This window comes from Mesorhizobium sp. J428 (assembly GCF_024699925.1).
Lineage (GTDB): Bacteria > Pseudomonadota > Alphaproteobacteria > Rhizobiales > Rhizobiaceae > Mesorhizobium_A.
This window is the reverse complement of sequence record NZ_JAJOMX010000001.1, coordinates 1,808,666-1,829,650: the sequence shown is the minus strand read 5'-3', so window position 1 is coordinate 1,829,650 and position 20,985 is coordinate 1,808,666. Positions and strand designations below refer to the sequence as shown.

19 protein-coding genes and 1 pseudogene are annotated in these 20,985 nt (G+C 65.7%); 17 read left to right on the top strand and 3 right to left on the bottom strand.

From position 1 onward, the window contains the following. The first annotated feature begins 49 nt into the window (after nt 1-49). Complete coding sequence (locus LRS09_RS09120) at nt 50-262, top strand: hypothetical protein (protein WP_257805434.1); 213 nt, start codon at nt 50-52, stop codon at nt 260-262. Between the two features lie 25 nt (nt 263-287). After that, nucleotides 288-962, top strand: a complete 675-nt coding sequence (locus tag LRS09_RS09115; RefSeq protein ID WP_257805433.1) for a hypothetical protein — start codon at nt 288-290, stop codon at nt 960-962. On the opposite strand, the gene LRS09_RS09110 is transcribed toward LRS09_RS09115, so the two are convergent. Together LRS09_RS09110 and LRS09_RS09105 are read right to left on the bottom strand one after the other, a co-directional pair. Continuing rightward, entirely contained in the window at nt 946-1,122 is a 177-nt protein-coding gene (locus tag LRS09_RS09110) for a hypothetical protein (RefSeq protein ID WP_257805432.1), read from the bottom strand. The two genes, LRS09_RS09115 and LRS09_RS09110, sit on opposite strands and share 17 nt — an antisense overlap. Nucleotides 1,123-1,141: 19 nt before the next feature. Further along, complete coding sequence (locus tag LRS09_RS09105; RefSeq protein WP_257805431.1) at nt 1,142-1,264, bottom strand: hypothetical protein; 123 nt, start codon at nt 1,262-1,264, stop codon at nt 1,142-1,144. Nucleotides 1,265-1,334: 70 nt separating this feature from the next. Between LRS09_RS09105 and LRS09_RS09100 the strand changes: the two genes are divergently transcribed. The 12 genes and pseudogenes from LRS09_RS09100 to LRS09_RS09045 all read left to right on the top strand — a co-directional run bounded on the left by LRS09_RS09100 (nt 1,335) and on the right by LRS09_RS09045 (nt 16,236). Next, on the top strand, nt 1,335-1,841 hold the full coding sequence (locus LRS09_RS09100; protein ID WP_257805430.1) for a dihydrofolate reductase: 507 nt from the start codon (nt 1,335-1,337) through the stop codon (nt 1,839-1,841). Nucleotides 1,842-1,946: 105 nt separating this feature from the next. Beyond that, on the top strand, nt 1,947-3,056 hold the full coding sequence (locus LRS09_RS09095; protein ID WP_257805429.1) for a hypothetical protein: 1,110 nt from the start codon (nt 1,947-1,949) through the stop codon (nt 3,054-3,056). Nucleotides 3,057-3,071: 15 nt separating this feature from the next. Continuing rightward, a complete protein-coding gene (locus LRS09_RS09090; RefSeq protein WP_257805428.1) occupies nt 3,072-3,761 on the top strand; it encodes a pyroglutamyl-peptidase I in 690 nt (229 codons plus the stop codon). 87 nt (nt 3,762-3,848) lie between these two features. Beyond that, nucleotides 3,849-6,716 carry a response regulator gene (locus LRS09_RS09085; protein ID WP_257805427.1) on the top strand — a complete coding sequence of 956 codons (2,868 nt, stop codon included), beginning with the start codon at nt 3,849-3,851 and terminating at the stop codon, nt 6,714-6,716. 154 nt (nt 6,717-6,870) lie between these two features. Next, nucleotides 6,871-7,876: pseudogene (locus tag LRS09_RS09080) on the top strand (PstS family phosphate ABC transporter substrate-binding protein). Nucleotides 7,877-7,987: 111 nt separating this feature from the next. Then, nucleotides 7,988-9,376, top strand: a complete 1,389-nt coding sequence (pstC, locus tag LRS09_RS09075; RefSeq protein WP_257805426.1) for a phosphate ABC transporter permease subunit PstC — start codon at nt 7,988-7,990, stop codon at nt 9,374-9,376. Beyond that, nucleotides 9,369-10,961, top strand: a complete 1,593-nt coding sequence (gene pstA, locus LRS09_RS09070; protein WP_257805425.1) for a phosphate ABC transporter permease PstA — start codon at nt 9,369-9,371, stop codon at nt 10,959-10,961. Before pstC ends, pstA begins: the two co-directional genes overlap by 8 nt. Nucleotides 10,962-10,975: 14 nt before the next feature. Continuing rightward, nucleotides 10,976-11,791 carry a phosphate ABC transporter ATP-binding protein PstB gene (gene pstB, locus LRS09_RS09065; protein WP_257805424.1) on the top strand — a complete coding sequence of 272 codons (816 nt, stop codon included), beginning with the start codon at nt 10,976-10,978 and terminating at the stop codon, nt 11,789-11,791. 29 nt (nt 11,792-11,820) lie between these two features. Further along, the gene (phoU, locus tag LRS09_RS09060; protein ID WP_257805423.1) at nt 11,821-12,525 is read left to right on the top strand and encodes a phosphate signaling complex protein PhoU; all 705 of its coding nucleotides are present in this window, start codon (nt 11,821-11,823) and stop codon (nt 12,523-12,525) included. Nucleotides 12,526-12,538: 13 nt separating this feature from the next. Further along, entirely contained in the window at nt 12,539-13,228 is a 690-nt protein-coding gene (phoB, locus tag LRS09_RS09055) for a phosphate regulon transcriptional regulator PhoB (RefSeq protein WP_257805422.1), read from the top strand. 85 nt (nt 13,229-13,313) lie between these two features. Beyond that, nucleotides 13,314-14,636: a vanadium-dependent haloperoxidase gene (locus LRS09_RS09050; protein ID WP_257805421.1), complete on the top strand. Its 1,323-nt coding sequence runs from the start codon at nt 13,314-13,316 to the stop codon at nt 14,634-14,636. 4 nt (nt 14,637-14,640) lie between these two features. Next, nucleotides 14,641-16,236: a CRTAC1 family protein gene (locus LRS09_RS09045; protein WP_257805420.1), complete on the top strand. Its 1,596-nt coding sequence runs from the start codon at nt 14,641-14,643 to the stop codon at nt 16,234-16,236. Here the strand turns inward: LRS09_RS09045 and LRS09_RS09040 are convergent, their stop codons facing one another. Then, a complete protein-coding gene (locus LRS09_RS09040) occupies nt 16,237-17,475 on the bottom strand; it encodes an ROK family protein (RefSeq protein WP_257805419.1) in 1,239 nt (412 codons plus the stop codon). Nucleotides 17,476-17,653: 178 nt separating this feature from the next. Here LRS09_RS09040 and xylF point away from each other — a divergent pair, with 178 nt between their 5' ends. From xylF to LRS09_RS09025, 3 genes are all read left to right on the top strand, one after another. Next, nucleotides 17,654-18,694: a D-xylose ABC transporter substrate-binding protein gene (xylF, locus tag LRS09_RS09035; RefSeq protein ID WP_257805418.1), complete on the top strand. Its 1,041-nt coding sequence runs from the start codon at nt 17,654-17,656 to the stop codon at nt 18,692-18,694. Between the two features lie 111 nt (nt 18,695-18,805). After that, nucleotides 18,806-20,119, top strand: a complete 1,314-nt coding sequence (locus LRS09_RS09030; RefSeq protein ID WP_257805417.1) for a sugar ABC transporter permease — start codon at nt 18,806-18,808, stop codon at nt 20,117-20,119. An 80-nt stretch (nt 20,120-20,199) separates the two neighbouring features. Continuing rightward, entirely contained in the window at nt 20,200-20,928 is a 729-nt protein-coding gene (locus LRS09_RS09025; RefSeq protein ID WP_257805416.1) for an ATP-binding cassette domain-containing protein, read from the top strand. Nucleotides 20,929-20,985: the final 57 nt, after the last annotated feature.

Genomic DNA, 20,985 nt, shown 5'->3' with positions numbered 1-20,985 from the left:
TATGGTAGTAAGACGTTTAGGTGAATCTCATCTGATCAGGCGAAGCCAAATGGCAAATGAAGTTCTCGCGCAGGAAGCGGAGATAGACGAGCAATGGTATGAAGATGCCATCGAATTGCGCGGCGTTCACTTAAATCTGCTGCAGATCAAGTCGGCCTTCCGCGAATATGAAGCTCTAGTAAGGGCTGAAGGCGACCGGATCATATCGAAACTTGTAAAACCATCCGATATGAATGACGAAGAGTTCGTTTCAAAGAAATGAGAGAATACGAAAACGAGCTTTTCGAGTGACCGTATCAATCATCGGATACGACGGACAGACTAGCTATGGCAGCAATGAAGACATCTTCACTGCAAAGAATTTACCCTCGAACATTGAACGTATATTCTTCACCAACACTACTGCTTGGCAAGCTGAGTCGCCAGATACGTTGCCGCCAAATAGATTCGCAGTGACAATCACGTTTAGTAAGCCGCCTGTATTTGATCCAAACCCGCTTGTTTCTGAGCCTACCAGAAATGACAGTCAAGTCTATATCAAATCCGAAGATATTGTCTTCTTCCGCGCTTGCCGAAATATCGCCTCCAAAAAATTAACCACGGCGATGAAATGGTATTCATTTATTCATGCCAAATTCGCATATGACATTGGACTTTGGCTCATAGCTCTACCCTATTCACTGTATTGGATTACCCATTTTATGGACCGCTTCTTTCCTAGCGACGGACCGAACGTGTCTTTTCGAATTCCTTTTTACATCTATAGCCTTGGTATATCAATTTTGCTTTATCGGACTTTTGCGGGTTATATAAAATGGGCATTCCCTGTCAATGTTCTTGAAGAGAATAAAGATCGCGCCTGGACACACCGTGTATTCATTGGCGCTGTTATTTCAAGCTTAGTCGTTTCGGGCGCAAAGTCTGTACTTGAAACCTTCGCGGGTATCAATTTGTTCGGATAGGCGCGAGGTCGCTCAACGCCAGCCCCAGCGCCGCTTCGGCCTCTTTCGCAGCCTTGTGGCCTGCCTCGCCGCGCTCTTCGACGGGAAGGTCACGCATCGCTTCCGCCGACTTGGCGACACCGCGATAGGCCATTGTCACGTAGTTTTCGGCCTCATCCAACTTAGCGATCTTGGCGACCTCATTCCGGCGCGACCTCGGCCACATAGGACCGCTGGTATTTCCGAGGCTTGCCGCCGCGCTGGCCTGCCGATACCGAAGGCTCGCGGGTCACGACGGCCCGTGCGAATTCGAGGAACAGCATCCTGCCGATACTCTCCAGCCATGGAACGTCCTATCGCGTCGTCGGCCATGCCATCGTTTCGGCCGACGGCATGATTGCCGACGCGCAGGGGCTGATGCCTGCGCCGCTGAGGAACGATGCCGACTGGGCGATCTTCCAGGCGGCGCTCGACCGGTCGAGCCTCGTCGTCCTCGGCAGCCTCGGCCACGGGCGGCATCCCAATCCGGGGCGGCGCAGGCTCGTCTTCACCAGTTCGGTGGAGCAGTTGGCGCCTGATGCGGCCGATCCGCTGGCGACGTTCTACAATCCGGCCGGCCTGCCGGTCGGTGAGCTGCTCGCGCGGCTGGACGTGCCGGAGGGCGTGGTCGCGGTCACCGGCGGCCAGCGGGTGTTCGACCATTTCCTGCCGCTCTACGACGAGTTCATGCTGGCGGAGGTCGAGCCGTTCGTCCTTCCGGGCGGCATATCCTGTTTCGGCGCCGGTCATCCGCGCGCGGTGCTTGCCGCGACCGGGCTTGCACCCTTCGAGAGGCAGGCGATCGACCCGGATAACGGGGTGACGCTGACGCGGTGGCAAAGGCCCGGCGGACGGCCTTGAAAGACGGCCACACACTCTGCGAAGAATGAGAGGCAATACCGCCGTGGTTCGCCTTCCGACGGAACGGGCGCCGTGTCCGGACGAGGACGGATCGCGGAGCCAACCATGCCGAGGACCGTTTTGGCCAAGTCGCTGATCCTGCACGTCGGTCCCGCGAAATGCGGCTCGTCGTCGATCCAGAGGGAGATCGCCCGGGAGGGGAGCCCGTTCCATGGGCATTCGGTCATGTTGCCGCTGGCGCTACTGCAACAGCTCATCGAGGAGACGGTTGTCCCCGACGCGGCCGCCAGGCTCCTCGACATCGCGTCCGGCCTGTTCGCGTGTGGCGACCAAGTGGTCATCAGCCATGAAGCGATGTTCCAGCGTCCCGTGGCACTGCGCAACATCGTGGCGCTGCTGCGCCCGGTGGTGGAGGACGTCACGGTGGTCGGCTATTCGCGGCGGCAGTCCGGCTTCATCCAGTCCGCCTACAGCCAGTGGCTGTTCCGCTCGCCCGAGCGGACGAGCGAGGTGGGAGCCGCCTTGCGCGCGGCGGGCCTTGAGCCGCTGCATTTTACCGGGCTGGAGGCCTGCTTCATCGCGGCCGTGAAGACCGACATGCGTTCGGCGCGCCAGCTCTCGAACGACTTCATCCTCGACTGGCACGCGGTCTATGGCGAGATCGCCCGCATGCTGGCGCCTTTCGGCGTCAAGGTTTCGGCCGGCTTCATCCCGCGCGAAGGATATCGGTTCTCCCTGCTCGCCGACTTCTACAAGCGATGCGGGCTTTCCTCGCCAGCGCTGGCCGACATGGACGAGACGCCGGCGAACGCGCAGTTCGACCCCGATCTGGTCGAGGCCGTCCATCTCGCTGTCGAGCTCGGTCTGCCGGCTCCGGGGCCGCATCAGCATGCCGCCTTCTTCGACGGGAACAGCGGCTTCCGTCTTCCTGCCGAGCAGCCCGAACAGGATGATTTCCTCGATGTGCTGAAGGATTTCGTCGACACCCGCTTTCAGGCGTCCAACCGCGCCTTCTGCCTGGAATACGGGCTGGCCGAGGAGTATTTCCGGCCGAGGCGGATCGTGACGCGGGACGCCGTCGAGGAGGCGATCGCTCGGGAGGCTCAGCGGCGACGCGCCGACCCCGATATCGTGCTGCGCAGACAGGCTGCCGTGGCCGCGCGCCTCGCCAGCGCCATGTATGGCCGCTATCTCGAACGGGAGGCCAAGGAATAGGCTGCAAGGACCGACATGACCCCACTTCGCATTCTCACCACGGGCTTCTCCGCCTTCCCGCGTGCGCCGGTCAATCCGACCGAGGTACTGATGGAGCTGCTCGAGAAGGCTGCTCCCGATCTCGGGCCGGCCGTCGAGCTGCGCACGCTGGTGCTGCCCGTCGAATATGCACGCGCGCCGCAGGCGCTCGGCGAGATCGGGGCGGCGTTCGCGGCGGACGTGGCGGTGCTTTTCGGCCTCGCCGACACGGCACGCGGCTTCCGCCTCGAATCCACGGCGCGCAACCGCTCGTCGACGCTCGCCGTCGATGCGGCGGGGCTGCTGCCGGCGCAGGCGCGCGTCTGCGAGGGGCCTGCGACCTTGCGCTCGACGCTGCCGCTGCCCGACATCGCGGCGGCACTCGAAGCCGAGGGCCTGCCGGTGCAGCTCTCGTCCAATGCCGGCGCCTATCTGTGCAACCATGTCTTCTACCTGTCGCGCTCCGGCACGATCTCGCGGTTCGGTCCGAAGATATCGGGCTTCGTCCACGTGCCGTTCCTCGACGACCAGCTGTCCGCGGTCGATCCAGCCCGCGCCAGCCGCCTGTTCACGCTGAGCCGCGACGAGCTGCTCAAGGGCGCCGTCGTCATCCTGCGCGTCTGCGCCGAGCATGCGCGCCGCGCCGGCGAGGATCCGAAGCACGCGTCCAGCCGGATTCATGCTTAGCGGATCGTTAAGCGTTGCCCTCGTATGGTTAATCGAGGGGCGTGCAAAGGGGACGGAATTTTGACCTTGGGCGAGGCGTCGAGCGACATGCCCGGCGAATCCGCGAAGGCCGGCGACGAATACATGCGCCTGCCCGGCGTTGCGGTCGACCGTCGGACGAGCGAATTGCTGGAAGACCTGCAGCGGACCGTCGACGCCATGCGCATGGGCGTCGTGGTGCTGGACGCCGACCTGCGCGCGGAGGTCATCAACCGCGCCTTCTACGACATCTGGAAAGTGACGCCGCGGGACGTCTCGGTCGGCAGCCCGTTCCGGGCGCTGATGGACATCAACCGCCACAACGGCGTCTACGACGTTGCCGACGACAGATGGGAGGACTACGTGGCCACCCGGCTGCGCGAGATCTCCGCCGGCAGCGTGCCGCCGAAGGAGTTCCGCCGGGCGGACGGCTACACCATGGTCTACGAGGTCACGGAACTGTCAGGCGGCAAGCGCCTGGTGACCTATTTCGACATTTCCGACCTGAAGCAGCGCGAGGCGGAGCTCGCGGAGGCGCTCGAGCGGGCCGGCCTCGCCGACGCGGTGATCGACGGCATCAACAACCCTGTGTTCGTCAAGGACAGCCAGCTTCGCTTCGTCTACGTCAACGAGGCGTTCGCAAGCATGTTCGGCGTGACGCCGGCGCAGATGACGGGCAGGCGCGGCGGCGATTTCATCACGTCGGCAGACGTGGCGCAGTTCGAGATGACGGAACGCCGGGTGCTGGAGACCGGCGAAGCCTACGAGGTCGAGGAAGACTTCGAGGTCGACGGCGTCGGCAAGTCGCGCATCGTGCGCAAGAACCGCATCCGCACCGGCAGCGGCAACGACTATGTCGCCGGCTTCATCTTCGACATTTCCGAGATCAGGGAACGAGAGGCTGCCCTGCGCGACTTCACGCGCCAGATCGACCTGTTCCGGCATGTGCTCGACGAGCTACCGGTCGCGGCCTATGTCAAGGACGACGACCTCTCGATCCGCTTCGTCAACAAGGCCTGGTGCGCGCTGACCGGCATTGGCAAGGACGAGGCCGCCGGCCGCAGCGACCTCGACCTGTTCGGCGTCCAGGGCGAGGACTTTGCGCATCGCGACCTCGCCGTCCTTTCCACCGGCATCGTCAACGAGACCGAGGAGACACTGACCCATCGCGACGGGTCGGCCAGGCAACTGATCGCCCGCAAGAGCCGCCTGTCGCTCGACGACGGGACGGTTCACCTCATCGGCTCCAGCACGGACGTGACCGAGTTGAAGCAGCGCGAGATCGAACTGGAGCAGGCGCAGCGCCGGGCCGTGCTCGCCGACCGCGCCAAGTCCGAATTCCTGGCCAATATGAGCCACGAGATCCGCACGCCGATGAACGGCGTGCTCGGCATGGCGGAACTGCTCTCCAAGTCGAGCCTAGATGCCAAGCAGCGCACCTTCACCGACATCATCCTCAAGTCGGGCAATGCGCTGCTCAAGATCATCAACGACATCCTCGATTTCTCGAAGATCGACGCCGGCCAGCTCGTGCTCGATCCCGCCCCCTTCAACCTCGCCGAGGCGATCGAGGACGTGGCGACGCTGGTCTCGACCCGGGCCAAGGAGAAGGACCTGGAGCTGATCGTGCGCGTCCAACCGGACCTGCCGGCGCTGTTCGTCGGCGATGTCGGCCGCATCCGCCAGATCATCACCAACCTGCTCGGCAACGCCGTCAAGTTCACGGATTCGGGCCATGTGCTGGTCGACGTCAACGGCGAGATGGACGGGTCCGTGACCCGGCTCACCATTGCGGTCACCGACACGGGCATCGGCATCCCGGCCGACAAGCTCAAGCTGGTCTTCGAGAAATTCAGCCAGGTGGACGGCTCCTCGACCCGCCGCCACGAGGGCACGGGCCTCGGCCTCGCGATCACGTCGAGGCTGGTCGAGATGATGAACGGCAGCGTTGAGGTGCGGAGCGCCGAGGGCGAGGGATCGACCTTCACGGTCAGCCTGGAGCTTCCAGTGGCCGCCGACCAGAAGCCGCGCCGCGTTGCGCCGCTCGACGTGACGGGGGCGCGCATCCTGGTGGTCGACGACAATCCGGTCAACCGCGCCATCCTGATGGAGCAAATGCGGTCCTGGGCGTTCGACGCCTGCGCGGCGCAGAGCGGGCCGGAAGGCCTGCTGGTGCTCGACACCACCTCGCGGCTCGGGCTCAAGGTCGATTGCGTGATCCTGGACTACCAGATGCCGGGAATGACGGGGGCCGACGTGGCGAGGGCGGTGCGCGCCAATCCCGCGCTCGCGGACACGCCGCTGATCCTGCTGACCTCGGTGGACCAGTCGCTGTCGAACAAGAGCTACCGCGACCTGGATATCGATGCCCACCTGATCAAGCCGGCCCGCTCGTCGGTGCTGCTCGACGCGCTGGTGACCACGATACAGCGCCATCGCGCGCCGCCGGTCCTCGCAGCGGCGCCGGTCGAAAGGCCAGCCGTATCGAGGCTGGAGCCGCAGGTTCCGAAGCCGGTTCCCGCCCGCGCGGAAGGGCGGCACCGGGTCGACATCCTGGTCGCCGAGGACAATGAGGTGAACCAGCTGGTGTTCACGCAGATCCTGGGCGAGACCGGCCATACGTTCGAGATCGTCGACAACGGCCGGCGCGCGCTCGAGGCGTTCGAGGCGCTGCAGCCACGGATGATCCTGATGGACATCTCGATGCCGATGATGAACGGGCTGGAGGCCACGGCCGCGATCCGCGAGCGCGAGGCCGGCGGCGGCGGGCGCGTCCCGATCGTCGGCGTCACGGCGCATGCGCTCAAGGGTGACCGCGAACGCTGCCTGGAAGCGGGAATGGACGACTATCTCTCCAAGCCGATCAGCCCGAACGCGCTGCTTGCCAAGGTCGAGCTCTGGATGGACGACAGGGCCTCGCGTACCGTCGCCGGCTGATGCCGCCTCTCGCCTCGCGCGGGGCGGTCCGGGAAGGGAATTATTCCGGACACAAAACTGTCATCCAACTGTAACACAGCGCCGTTAATGCCACCGGTGTCGCCTTCAGGGCGTCGACAGAATTCCATCCGAATTCCGAACGGGAGTAGGCAAAATGAAGAAATTTCTCCTAGCGGCTTCGGCGGCATCGCTCGCCCTCGCCGCTTCAATGGGTGTCGCCGCGGCGCGCGACCAGATCCAGATCGTCGGCTCGTCGACCGTGTTTCCGTTCACCACCGCGGTGGCCGAGAAGTTGGGCCAGGGCGGTCAGTTCAAGACGCCGGTGGTCGAATCGACCGGCACGGGCGGCGGCATGAAGCTGTTCTGCGCCGGCGTCGGCGAGAACACCCCCGACTTTACCAACGCCTCGCGCGCCATGAAGGAAAAGGAACTCGAGACCTGCAAGGCCGCCGGCGTTACCCCGGTCGAGATCAAGGTCGGCTTCGACGGCATCGTGCTCGCCAACTCCAAGGCCGGCACAATGGTCGACCTGACCAAGGAGCAGATCTTCAAGGCGCTCGCCAAGAACGTCGCGGTCGACGGCAAGGTCGTCGCGAACCCCTACGTGAACTGGTCCGACATCGACGCCTCTCTGCCGGCGCAGAAGATCGAAGTGCTCGGCCCGCCGCCGACATCCGGTACCCCGTGACGCCTTCGTCGAGCTCGTCATGGACGCTGCCTGCCAGGAAGAGGTCAAGGCCGCGAATGAAAAGGGCTGCGGCGAGATCCGCGAAGATGGCGCCTTTATCGAAGCTGGCGAGAACGACAACCTGATCGTCCAGAAGCTCGAAGCCAACACCAAGGCGTTCGGCATCTTCGGCTTCTCCTTCCTCGACCAGAACGCCGACAAGCTGCAGGGTCACAAGGTGGACGGCGTCGAGCCGACCTTCGAGAACATCGCCTCGGGCGACTACGGCGTGTCGCGCTCGCTCTTCATCTACGCGAAGAAGGAGCATGTCGGCGTCATCCCCGGCATGGCCGAGTTCATCGCGGAATACACCAATGACGCGGCCTGGGGCCCGGAAGGTTATCTCGCCGACAAGGGTCTGATCCCGCTTCCGGATGCGGATCGCGCCAAGGTCGCCGAAGAGGCGAAGGCGCTGAAGCCGTTCGGCTCCTGATAGGATAATATCCGGCCCGGGCGCGCAATCGCCCGGGCCGTTTCCCTGCCGCATGGCCCGGCCGCGACGCCGAGCGTCGCCTAGCGCCATAGTTTCTCGGGGCACGGATTCATGGTCTTCTATATTCTGGTTCTGCTCGCCGCTGTTGGTGCCGCGGGTTACTTCGCCGGCCGCTCCAGAGCGATCTCAGTCGTCGGTGGCGAAGTGCACAAGCTGCATTCCCTGCCGTCCCAGCATGGAAGCTATGTCGCCCTGTTTGCGGTACTGCCGGCGCTCCTCGCCCTGATCGCCTGGGGGCTGGCGTCGCCCGGCATCGAGACCTCGATCATCAAGTCGCGCTTTGCCGCGGAACTCGCCGGGCAAGGCATCCCGCAGATCGAGGCGTTTATTCGCGACGCAAAGGCGATCGCGTTCGGCGGCCTGGTCGGGTTCACCGATTCGACCAAAGAGGCTGCCGCTGCGACGTATCGGTCGCTTCACAACACCAGCCTCACGATCATCGGGATCGTCTGTGCCCTGCTCGCCGTCGGTGGCTTTCTCTATTCCTATCGGAACATCTCCGCCCGGTTCCGGGCGCGGCACGTGGTCGAGCGGGTCGTGCGGGTGTTTCTCATAGCCTGCTCGGTCGTCGCGGTGCTGACGACGATCGGCATCGTGCTTTCGCTCATCTTCGAGTCGCTGCTGTTCTTCGGCGAGATTCCGTTCTTCAAATTCCTGTTTGGGCTGCATTGGTCGCCCCAGAGCGCCTTCACGGGTGCGGGAACGGCGGCCGGCGAGGTCAACGAGGACATTTTCGGTGCCGTTCCGCTGTTCGTTGGGACGCTGCTGATCACCTTCATCGCGATGCTGGTGGCCGCGCCCGTCGGTCTGATGTCGGCGATCTATCTGTCCGACTATGCGACCAGGAGCATTCGCGCCGTGGCAAAGCCGGTCCTGGAGATCCTCGCGGGCATTCCGACGGTGGTCTACGGCTTCTTTGCGGCGCTGACAGTCGCTCCATTCTTCCGCGATCTCGGCCAGTCGGTCGGCCTCAGCGTGGCGTCGGAATCCGCGCTCGCGGCGGGCGTGGTGATGGGAATCATGATCATTCCCTTCGTTTCGTCTCTTTCCGACGACGTCATCAACGCCGTGCCGCAGTCGCTGCGCGACGGATCGGCGGGGCTGGGCGCCACGAAATCGGAAACCATCCGCAAAGTCGTCCTGCCGGCGGCGCTTCCGGGCATCGTCTCGGCGATGCTGCTTGCCGTCAGCCGGGCCATCGGCGAAACCATGATCGTCGTCATGGCGGCCGGACTGGCTGCCAACCTGACCATCAATCCGCTCGAGGCGGTGACCACGATAACGGTCCAGATCGCAACCCTTCTGGTCGGCGACCAGGAATTCGACAGCGCCAAAACCCGCGCGGCGTTTGCACTCGGACTCGTGCTGTTCTGCGCGACCCTTGCTCTCAACGTCATCGCCCTTCGCGTGGTCAAGAAGTATCGGGAACAGTATGACTGATATCGTCGCCACTCCGCTTTCGCCACGCGGCGCGCCGAGCATCCACACGGATGACGCCGCCAAGGCTCGACTGAAATCACGCTACGGTGCGGAACTGCGCTTCAAATGGCTGGGTGCGGGCGCCGTGGCCCTGGCAGCATTCTTCCTGCTGCTTCTTATCTCGACGATCGTGACGCAGGGGCTCCCGGCGTTTCGCATGAACTATCTTACGCTGCCAATCGATCTCTCGGCGGTTCCGGCCGATCCCGCGGCGCGTACGGGATTTGACTATGCCGGCCCCGTCAACGAAGCGCTCGCCGCCAAGTTTCCGGACGTGACCGGCCGCCAGGAGCGCCGCCTTCTGCGCGGCATCGTCTCCACCGGAGCTGGGGTCATCCTTCGTCAGCAGGTCGAGAAAGATCCCTCGCTTGCCGGCAAGACGGTCGATGTCCAGGTGCCTCTCGACGACTTCGCGGATCTCTATCTAAAGGGGCTTCTCGCCGAGAGCGCCGCTCCGCAACAGCTGCCCGGCGTGACTGTGTCCGGCACGAGCGGCGACGTCGCAGTGACCTTCGCCGACGACACGATCACGCGTCTTGCCCGTGGGGCGGGCGCCATCGAAGCCGAGGGCGGTGTCCTGCGTCTGACCAGCGGTGCCGCGTCGCTCCTGCTGGACGCCGGCGGCGGAACGGTCAAGCTGACAGAAGTCGGCCCGGGCACAGCCAAGGGCATCGTCTACGAAGCACTCGACGCTGCCGTGTCGACCGCATCGCCCGCTGTGCTGCGCACCATCACGACGCCGGAGGCCAGCCGCAAGATCACCGACAGGGAAATCGTGTGGCTCGACCGTCTGAAGGCCGACGGGGCGGTCACCAACACCTGGAACACGATTTTCTTCACGTCGGGCGCCAGCCGCGAGGCGGAGCTCGCCGGCGTGTGGGGCGCGGTCGTCGGCTCGTTCCTGACCTTGATCGTCACGATCGCAGTGGCGTTTCCGATCGGCGTGGCCGCGGCCATCTATCTCGAGGAATTCGCGCCGAAGAACCGGTTCACGAGCCTGATCGAGGTCAACATCAACAATCTCGCGGCGGTGCCGTCGATCGTCTTCGGTCTGCTCGGCCTGGCGGTGTTTCTCAATTTCTTCGGCATGCCGCGATCCGCGCCCGTCGTCGGCGGTCTCGTCCTTGCCCTGATGACCTTGCCGATCATCATCATCGCGGGACGCGCCTCCCTGCGAGCGGTTCCGCCGTCGATCCGGGAAGCGGCGCTGGGAATCGGCGCGTCCAAGGTCCAGATGGTCTTCCACCACGTTCTGCCGCTGGCGATGCCCGGTATCATGACCGGCACGATCCTCGGCATGGCACATGCGCTCGGCGAGACCGCGCCGCTGCTGATGATCGGCATGGTCGCGTTCATCGTCGACATTCCGGGCGGCTTCACCGAGCCGGCCACCATTCTTCCGGTCCAGATCTTCATGTGGGCCGATTTCCCCGAGCCCGCGTTCCAGCAGAAGACGTCGGCGGCGATCATGGTCCTTCTCGGGTTCCTGATCCTCATGAACGCAATCGCCGTGATCCTGCGCAAGCGCTTCGAACGTCGCTGGTGATGGAGTAGAAAGAGATGAACGTATTCAACGAAGCCGCGATCGAACAGAAGCTGAATCCGATGACGCAACAACCTGTCGTAAAGATGCGTGGCAAGCAGGTCACCGTCCACTATGGCGAGAAACAGGCGCTGTTCGGGGTCGACCTCGACGTGCGCGAGAAGCAGGTGACGGCGCTGATCGGTCCTTCGGGCTGCGGCAAGTCGACCTTCCTGCGCTGCCTGAACCGGATGAACGACACGATCGACATCGCCCGCGTCGGCGGCGAGATCACGCTGGACGGCGAGGACATCTACGATCCCAAGATCGACGTCGTGGAACTGCGCGCACGCGTCGGCATGGTGTTCCAGAAGCCGAACCCGTTCCCGAAGTCGATCTACGAAAACGTCGCCTACGGCCCGCGCATCCACGGGCTGACGAAGTCCAAGGCCGAGCTCGACACCGTCGTGGAGTCGAGCCTGAAGAAGGCGGCGCTCTGGAACGAGGTGAAGGACCGCCTGCACGAGCCGGGCACCGGCCTGTCCGGCGGCCAGCAGCAGCGCCTGTGCATCGCGCGCGCCATCGCCGTGTCTCCGGAGGTGATCCTGATGGACGAGCCCTGCTCGGCGCTCGACCCGATCGCGACTGCAAAGGTCGAGGAGCTGATCGACGAACTGAGGCAGAACTACACGATCGTGATCGTGACCCACTCCATGCAGCAGGCGGCCCGCGTGTCGCAGCGCACGGCGATGTTCCACCTCGGTTATCTGGTCGAGGAAGGGGCGACGGACAAGATGTTCACCAGCCCCGACGACAAGCGCACCCAGGACTACATCACCGGCCGCTTCGGCTGACGGCACGATCGAGCCACGAGGACAGAACAATGGGCGAGCATACCGTCACCTCCTTCGACGAGGAACTCGAGCACATCGACCGGCTGATCCGCGACATGGGGGGTCTGGCGGGATCGATGGTCTCGGGCTCCACCCGGGCGCTTCTGACGTCCGACAATGCGCTGGCGCAGCGCGTCGTCTCGGACGACGCGATCATGGACGCCAAGCAGCGCGAGCTGGACGACTCCTCCGTCACGCTGATCGCCAAGCGCCAGCCGATGGCGCAGGACCTGCGCGCCGTGGTCGGCGCGATCCGCATGGCGGCCGATCTCGAACGGGTGGGCGACCTGGCCAAGAACATCGCCAAGCGCGTCGGCGCCGTCGGGCAGACCTCGACCCCGCGCAACCTGTCGCATTCGATCGACACGATGGCCTCGCTGGTTCTCGAGCAGGTCGAGAAGGTGATCAGCCACTACGTGGCCCGCGACACCGAGGCGCTGAAGACGCTGCGGGCCGACGACGAGAAGATCGACATCCAGTATACCGCCGTCTTCCGCGAACTCCTGACGTATATGATGGAGGATCCGCGCAACATCACGGCCTGCACCCATCTCCTGTTCTGCGCCAAGAACCTCGAGCGCATCGGCGACCATGTGACCAACATCGCGGAGAACGCGTATTACGTCATGACGGGAACGCTTCTGCCGGCCAACCGTCCGAAGGTGGACGAGACGGCGGCAATGTCCGCCGCCTGAGGAACAGAACGGAATGATTGCCCCGAAGATCATGGTCGTGGAGGACGAGGAGCCGCTCGGCGTCCTCCTGCGCTACAACCTCGAGGCGGAAGGCTACCAGGTCGAGATCGTCACTCGTGGCGACGAGGCGGAGCTCAGGCTGCAGGAAAACGTGCCCGATCTCCTGGTGCTCGACTGGATGGTGCCCGCCGTCTCCGGCATCGAGCTCTGCCGGCGGCTCAGGATGCGCTCCGAGACCGAGCGTCTGCCCATCATCATGCTGACTGCGCGCGGCGAGGAGAGCGACCGCGTGCGCGGCCTGTCGACCGGCGCCGACGACTATCTGGTCAAGCCGTTCTCGACGCCGGAGTTCATGGCGCGGGTGAGGGCGCTGTTGCGCCGGGCCAAGCCCGAGGTGCTGTCCAGCGTGCTCAAGGTTGGCGACATCGTGCTCGACCGCGAATCCCACCGCGTCTACCGCAAGAAAAACGAGATCCGCCTCGGGCCGACCGAGTTCCGGCTGCTGGAGTTCCTGATGCAGCATCCCGGCCGCGTCTACACGCGCGGCCAGCTGCTCGACAATGTCTGGGGTGACACCAACTACATCGACGAGCGCACCGTCGACGTCCATGTCGGCCGCCTGCGCAAGGCGGTCAACAACGGCCGCCAGACCGACGTCATCCGCACCATCCGCGGCTCGGGCTACGCCATCCGCGAGGATTAGGCGAAGCAGCCGATCTCTCCGGCCGCTTGCCGCGACGGCCGTGTGCGTGCTTCTCTCGCCCGACGGAGGCAAGGGAGGGCTGCGCATGCGCATCGTGCGGACATTGTGGGTCGTTGTGGCGGTCCTGCTTTGCGGCGCGACCATTGCCGCCGCGCAGCAACCCGTCTCCGAGCCGGCACGCTCGCGTCACGCGCTGCTCGTCTGGCACCGCCTCGTGCTGGAGCTCGTCCGCCATACGGCGACCTATTCGCCGCCTGTCGCAAGCCGCGCCTTCGCCTATCTCGGCGTGACCGCCTTCGAGGCGCTTGCGACCGGCTCCGACGGGCTGCATTCGCTCGCAGGCCAGTTGAACGAGCTGACGCCGGTCCCGCCGCGCGAGGCCGGACAGTCCTACGACGGCGCCGTCGTCGTGCAGGCGGCGATGGCGCATGCCGCGGCGGCGCTGTTCGAGAATACCGGCCCGACGGGCCAGCGCGCGATGGCCGCGATGGCGAGGAAGGCGGCCGCCGACGCCGCGCTCGGCGTGCCGGAGGAGGTCGTGCGCCGCAGCGAGGACTATGGCCGCGCGGTGGCGCGCCACATCCTCGCCTGGGCGGCGACGGACGGCGGCGCAACGATCGAGAACATGGGCTTTCCGCTGGACTACAAGCTGACCGAGGGACCGGCGCACTGGGTGCCGACCAACCTCGTCCGCCAGCAGCAGTTTCCGCTCCTGCCCGACTGGGGCAGGACGCGCACCTTCGCCATGCCGGACGGCGCATCCTGCGGGCTGCCGCCGCCGCCGGCCTACAGCGAGGCACCCGGCTCGCAGTTCTACATCGAGGCCAGCGAGGTGCGGGACACGGTCAACGGCCTCACCGACGAGCAGCGGGCGATCGCGCGCTTCTGGTCCGACGATCCGATGCTGTCGCCCACGCCGCCCGGCCACTGGATTTCCATTGCGATCGGCATCCTGGAGAAGGAGGACGCCGATCTCGTCACCAGCGCCGAGACGCTGGTGCGGCTGGGCGTCACGCTGGCGGATGCCTTCATCGGCTGCTGGCATTCCAAGTTCGAATACGACCTCGTCCGCCCGCTCACCTATATCCGTCGCGTCATCGATCCGAAGTGGGAGGCGATCCTCAACACGCCGCCCTTTCCGGAATATCCGAGCGGGCATTCGACCCAGTCCGGGGCGGCCGCGACGGTGCTGACCGACATGTTCGGGCCGGCCTATGCTTTCGAGGACGGCACGCATTCCGATGACGGCCTTCCGGCGCGCCGCTTCGCGAGCTTCTGGGCGGCGGCGGAAGAGGCCGGCATCTCGCGGCTCTATGGCGGGATCCACTTCCGCTCGGCGATCGAGCGCGGGCTCGACCAGGGGCGCTGCGTCGGCGCCTATGCCAACGCGCTCAGGACGAGGAACTGACGCCATGCGCCTGATCCCCGCCCTGCTGGCCGCGCTCCTTGCCATCGGCCCTGCCGCGTCGGAGGCGTTCGAAAGCGCCGTCCCGACATTCACCGACGAGACGGCTTCGGCCGGGATCGACCACGTCTTCACCGGCGAGTGGGAGTTCATGGTCGGCGGCGGCGCGGCCGTATTCGACTGCAACGGCGACCGGATGCCGGACATGCTGCTCGCAGGCGGAGCCGCGCCGGCGACGTTCTACCGCAACACGGGCACGGTCGGCGGCCCGCTCTCCTTCGCTGCGCAGGAGAGCAGCCTGGAACTCGACATGGTGTCGGGCGCCTATCCGCTCGACATCGACGGCGACGGCAATCGGGACCTCGTCCTCCTGCGGGTCGGCGAGAACGTGGTGATGAGAGGACTGGGAGCCTGCCGCTTCGAGCGCGCCAACGAGGCCTTCGGCTTCGACGGCGGCGACGCCTGGTCGACGGCGCTGGCCGCGACGTGGGAGAAGGGCGCGCGGTTCCCCACCATTGCCGTCGGCAACTACATCGACCGGACGCAGGACGCGTTCCCTTGGGGCTCCTGCACCGACAACTGGCTGCACCGCCCGGCGGGCGAGGAACGCAGGTTCGCTCCGCCCCTGCCGCTCAAGCCCAGCTACTGCGCCCTGTCCATGCTCTTCACCGACTGGAACCGGTCGGGCGCGCCGTCGCTGCGCGTCTCCAACGACCGCGAATACTACAAGGGCGGGCAAGAGCAGATGTGGCGGATCGATCCCGGCCAGCCGCCCGCGCTCTATGGCCCGGCCGACGGCTGGAAGCCGCTCAAGATCTGGGGCATGGGCATCGCCAGCACCGACCTCGACGGCGACGGCTACCCCGAATACTTCCTCACCTCCATGGCCGACAACAAGCTCCAGACGCTCGCCCCCAGGCCCGAGGGCGGCGCTCCGAAGGCGAGTTTCGCCGACATCGCCTTCGCGAAGGGCGTCACGGCGCACCGGCCCTATACGGGCGGCGAGGTGAAGCCGTCGACCGCCTGGCACGCCCAGTTCGAGGACGTGAACAATGACGGTCTCGCCGATCTCTTCGTCGCCAAGGGGAACGTCTCGGAGATGCCCGATTTCGCGATGAAGGATCCGGATAATCTTCTCCTTCAGAAGCCCGACGGCACCTTCGAGGAGGCGGGCGAGGCCGCGGGCATCGCGAGCTTCGATACGGGCAGGGGAGCAGCGCTTGCCGATTTCAACCTCGACGGCCAGGTCGATCTCGTCGTCGTCAACCGCAACAGCAAGGCGCGGCTGTGGCGCAATGGCGGCGTGGCGGGCAACTGGGCGGCGTTCGCGCTGGGCCAGCCGCCGCCCAATGTCGGCGCGATCGGCGCCTGGGTGGAGGTGCGCTGCGGTGCGCGCACCCTCCGCCGTGAGATCACCGTCGGCGGCGGCCATGCAGGCGGCCAGCTCGGCTGGATCCATTTCGGCCTCGGCGGCGAGGCGAAGGCCGAGGTGCGCGTGCTGTGGCCCGACGGAAGCGAGGGCGACTGGCAGGCAGTGGAGGCGAACGGCTTCTACGACCTCATTCGCGGGCAGCCGCCGCGCAAATGGCGTCCCGCCGGCTGATCAGGCGACGTTCCGGCCCGCGGCTGGCGCCTGGCCGGGCGAGAAGACTTCCTGGTCGATGAAGGTCAGCGCCCGCATGGCGCATCCCTCGCGGATCAGCGGCATCTCGTCCGGCTCAGTGTCGAAGGAGATGGCGCCCGAATGCACGCCGCCGGCGGTGCGCGCGATCGCGTTCAGCATCGGTTTCTCCATAAGGTCGAAGGCGGTCGCCCCGTGGCCGACGATCGCCACGGGCGCGGGGTCGATCAGGGCGAACAGGCTGCCGAGGCCGAAGCCGATCGCCTCGCCGGCGACGCGGAACGCCTCGCGCTCGGGACCGGGCTGCCTTCGCGCAACCTCGGCCAATGCGCGGATATCGTCATCGGTCACGTCCCGGGCCACGGCCTCGGTCTCCGGCAGACCCCTGGCGCTGCGCCAGATCGCGTAGTTGCCGGCATAGGCCTCGATGCAGCCGCGCCGGCCGCAGCGGCACAGCGCCCCGTCCGGCCGATGGATCATGTGGCCGAACTCGCCGCCGGACGACTGCGTGCCTGTGAACAGCTCACCGCGCAGCACCATGCCCATGCCGATGCCGTGCGACAGAAGCACGGCGATGAAATCGCGCGCGTAGCGTTCGGGATTGCGCCAGCGCAGGCCGACCGCGATCATGTTGCAGTCGTTCTCGACCGTGACCGGTATGCCGAATTCCTTCTCCAGGATGGAGGCGAAATCGATGTCGGCATGCGGCGTGATCGGCGACCACAACAGCTTGCGCTCGCCGGAATCGGTGATGCCCTGGATGGCGAACACGATGCGCAGGATCGGCCGCCGCCCTTGCGGCATTCGGCCGATGAGATCGCGCAGGATGCCGACCACCTCGCTGACGAGCGCCTCGCGCGACAGGTCGAGGGTCGGCAGCTTGCGCCTCTCCTCGGCCACGGTCTCCCCCGCATAGTCGATCAGCGACGCCGACAGCTGGTTCATCGACAGGACCATGGTGACGATGGTCGCCGCCGCCGGGCTGAGCCGCACCGCCACCTGCGGCCGCCCCCGCCGCGCCGCGGTCGTATCGCCAGAGCGGCTCTCGACGAGGATGCCCTCGGCGATGAGGTCGGCGGTGATGGCCGAGATGGTCGAGGGGCTGAGCGCCGTCGTTGCGGCGATCTCGGTCCGCGACGGCTGTCCGGCCCGGCGCACCGCCCCGATCACCATCGCGCGGTTGCGGCGGCGCAGGTCGTCGTGACGGATTCCGACCGTCATGTTCGCCATCCTCCCCTGCGCCGTGCCGGCCTCGTCGGCGACCTCCTCTCGGCGCGCGAAGGGATATTGACAGAGCGGAGGGCATGAGTCATTAATTTTTTCGAGGCTCGAAAAAAGAGCTTCGCAACTTGGCGCATTGCCAACGTCACGCGCCCCCGAGGCGCCCAGGGAGGACTTCATGAAGAAATTTGCAACCGCCATGCTGGCGGGCGTCGCCATGTCGATGTCGCTCGCCGCCGTCGCAGAGGCGAAGGACAAGATCATCGGCGTTTCATGGTCCAACTTCCAGGAAGAGCGCTGGAAGACGGACGAAGCCGCGATGAAGGCCGCGATCGAGGCCGCCGGCGACAAATACATCTCGGCCGACGCGCAGTCCTCCGCCGCCAAGCAGCTCACCGACGTCGAAGCCCTGATCGCGCAGGGCGCGAACGCGCTCATCATCCTGTCGCAGGACGCATCGGCCATCGGGCCGGCTGTCGAGAAGGCTCTGTCGGAAGGCATTCCGGTGGTGGGCTATGATCGTCTGATCGAGAACAAGGACGTCTTCTACCTGACTTTCGACAACAAGGAAGTGGGCCGCCTGCAGGCCCGCGAGGTGTTCAAGGTCAAGCCTGAGGGCAACTATGCCTTCATCAAGGGCTCGTCGGCCGATCCGAACGCCGACTTCCTGTTCTCCGGCCAGATGGAAGTGCTGAAGGAAGCGATCGATTCCGGCAAGGTGAAGAATGTCGGCGAGGCCTATACGGACGGCTGGCTGCCGGCGAACGCCCAGAAGAACATGGAGCAGATCCTGACAACCAACGACAACAAGGTCGACGCGGTCGTGGCCTCCAATGACGGCACGGCCGGCGGCGCGATCGCGGCGCTCGCCGCACAGGGCCTCGCGGGCTCCGTGCCGGTGTCCGGCCAGGACGGCGACCACGCTGCGCTGAACCGCGTCGCGCTCGGCACGCAGACCGTGTCGGTGTGGAAGGACGCGCGCGAGCTCGGCAAGAACGCGGCCGAGATCGCCTCGCAGCTCGCCGACGGCAAGGCGATGACCGACATCCCGAACGTCGTGAAGTTCACGACGCCGGGCGGCAACGAGACCAACTCGGTCTTCCTGACCCCGATCGCGATCACCAAGGACAACCTCAACGTCGTTATCGACGCCGGCTGGGTGACCAAGGATGTGGTCTGCCAGGGCGTGGCGGCGGGTTCCGTCGCGGCCTGCAACTGATCGCGGCGCAAGCCAGCTCATCGGAACGCCGCGGTTTGACGAAAACCGCGGCGTTTCACTAAGGTAGATACGCCGAAAAGCAGCTTGAGACTGCGGCACGGGAGGACTGTCATGACCGACGCTACCTCGAATTCGGCTCCGGACCGGGCACGCGCCGCGGAACTCAACGCGGTCGAGCGCTTCCTGAAGGCCACGGAGCTCGACACACGCATGCTCGGGATGGTCGGGGCGCTGGTCGTCATCTGGCTTGGCCTGCATTTCCTCTCCGGCGGCCTGTTCCTCACGCCGCGCAACCTGTGGAACCTGTCGGTGCAGTCGGCCTCCGTCGCGGTGATGGCGACGGGCATGGTGCTGGTCATCGTCACGCGCAACATCGACCTGTCCGTCGGCTCGATCCTCGGCTTCGTCGGCATGGTGATGGGCGTGCTGCAGGCGGAGATCCTGGTCCGTAGCTTCGGCTTCTCGCTCGGCGACCCGTCGATCTGGATCATTTCGCTCCTCGCCGGCCTCGTGGTCGGCGCGGCGATCGGCGCGTTCCAGGGCTATATCATCGCCTATCTCGGTGTTCCGGCCTTCATCGTCACGCTCGGCGGCCTGCTCGTCTGGCGCGGAGCGGCGTGGTGGGTGACCAGCGGCCGCACGGTGGCGCCGATGGACGCCACCTTCCGCCTGATGGGCGGCGGGCCGGACGGCTCGATCGGCGCGACCTGGAGCTGGATCGTCGCGATCGTGGCCTGCATCGCGGTGGTGCTGATGCTTCTCAACGGCCGCACGCAGCGCAAGCGCTTCAAGTTTCCGCTGCGGCCGGTCTGGGCGGAAGTCTTCCTCGGCGTCGTCACCTGCGGGGCGATCCTCGGCGCGGTGTGGATCGCCAATTCCTATCCCTGGCCGGTCGGCATCGTGCGCCGCTACTACGAGGCGCAGGGCCTGCCGGTGCCGGAGGGCGCCTTCATCGCGCACGGCATCGCCATTCCGGTGCTCATCGCCATCGGCGTCGGCATCGCGATGACCTTCCTTGCCACCCGCACTCGCTTCGGCCGCTACGTCTTCGCGATCGGCGGCAATCCGGAGGCGGCCGAGCTCGCCGGCATCAACACCCGCTGGGTGACGCTGAAGATCTTCATGCTGATGGGCGCGCTGGTGGCGATCGCGTCGGCGATCTCGACCGCGCGCCTCAACGCGGCGACCAATGCGCAGGGCACGCTCGACGAGCTGCTCACCATCGCCGCCGCCGTCATCGGCGGCACTTCGCTCGCCGGCGGCGCCGGCACCATCGCGGGCGCGATGCTCGGCGCGCTGCTGATGCAGTCGCTGCAGTCGGGCATGGTGCTGCTCGGCATCGACACGCCATTGCAGAATATCGTCGTTGGCGCGGTGCTGGTGCTCGCCGTCTGGCTCGACACCCTCTATCGCAAGCGGATCTAGGAGAACGACGATGGCCGAGACCCGCATCCCCTCTCGTCGACCTGCGCAACATCTCGATCGCCTTCGGCGGCATCCGCGCCGTGGACGATGCATCCTGCGACCTCTACCCGGGCGAGGTCGTGGCGCTGCTCGGCCACAACGGCGCCGGCAAGTCGACGCTGATCAAGATCCTGTCGGGCGCCTACAAGCGCGACGCCGGCCAGATCTTCGTCAATGGCGAGGAAGCGACGATCAACAATCCGCGCGACGCCAAGAAATACGGCATCGAGACGATCTACCAGACGCTGGCGCTCGCCGACAATGTCGACGCGGCCGCGAACCTCTTCCTCGGCCGCGAGCTGATGACGAAATACGGTACGCTCGACGACGTCGCGATGGAGGCCGAGGCGCGCAAGGTGATGGGCCGGCTCAACCCGCGCTTCCAGCGCTTCAAGGAGCCGGTGATCAAGCTTTCAGGCGGCCAGCGCCAGTCGGTGGCGATTGCCCGCGCCATCCTGTTCAACGCCCGCATCCTGATCATGGACGAGCCGACGGCGGCTCTCGGCCCGCAGGAAACGGCGCAGGTCGGCGAGCTGGTCAAGCAGCTCAAGGCCGACGGCATCGGCATCTTCCTGATCAGCCACGACATCCACGACGTGTTCGACCTCGCCGACCGGGTCTGCGTGATGAAGAACGGCCAGGTTGTCGGCACCGCGCGCACGCAGGACGTGACCAAGGACGAGGTGCTCGGCATGATCATCCTCGGCAAATGTCCGCCAGGCGCCATTCCGGGACCGGGGGCGATGCGCGAGGCGGCGCACGCCGCCTGACCGGTCTGGGCTAACGTTGCGTCCGTTCTGGGCGGCGGGCCACCGATTGCATTGCGT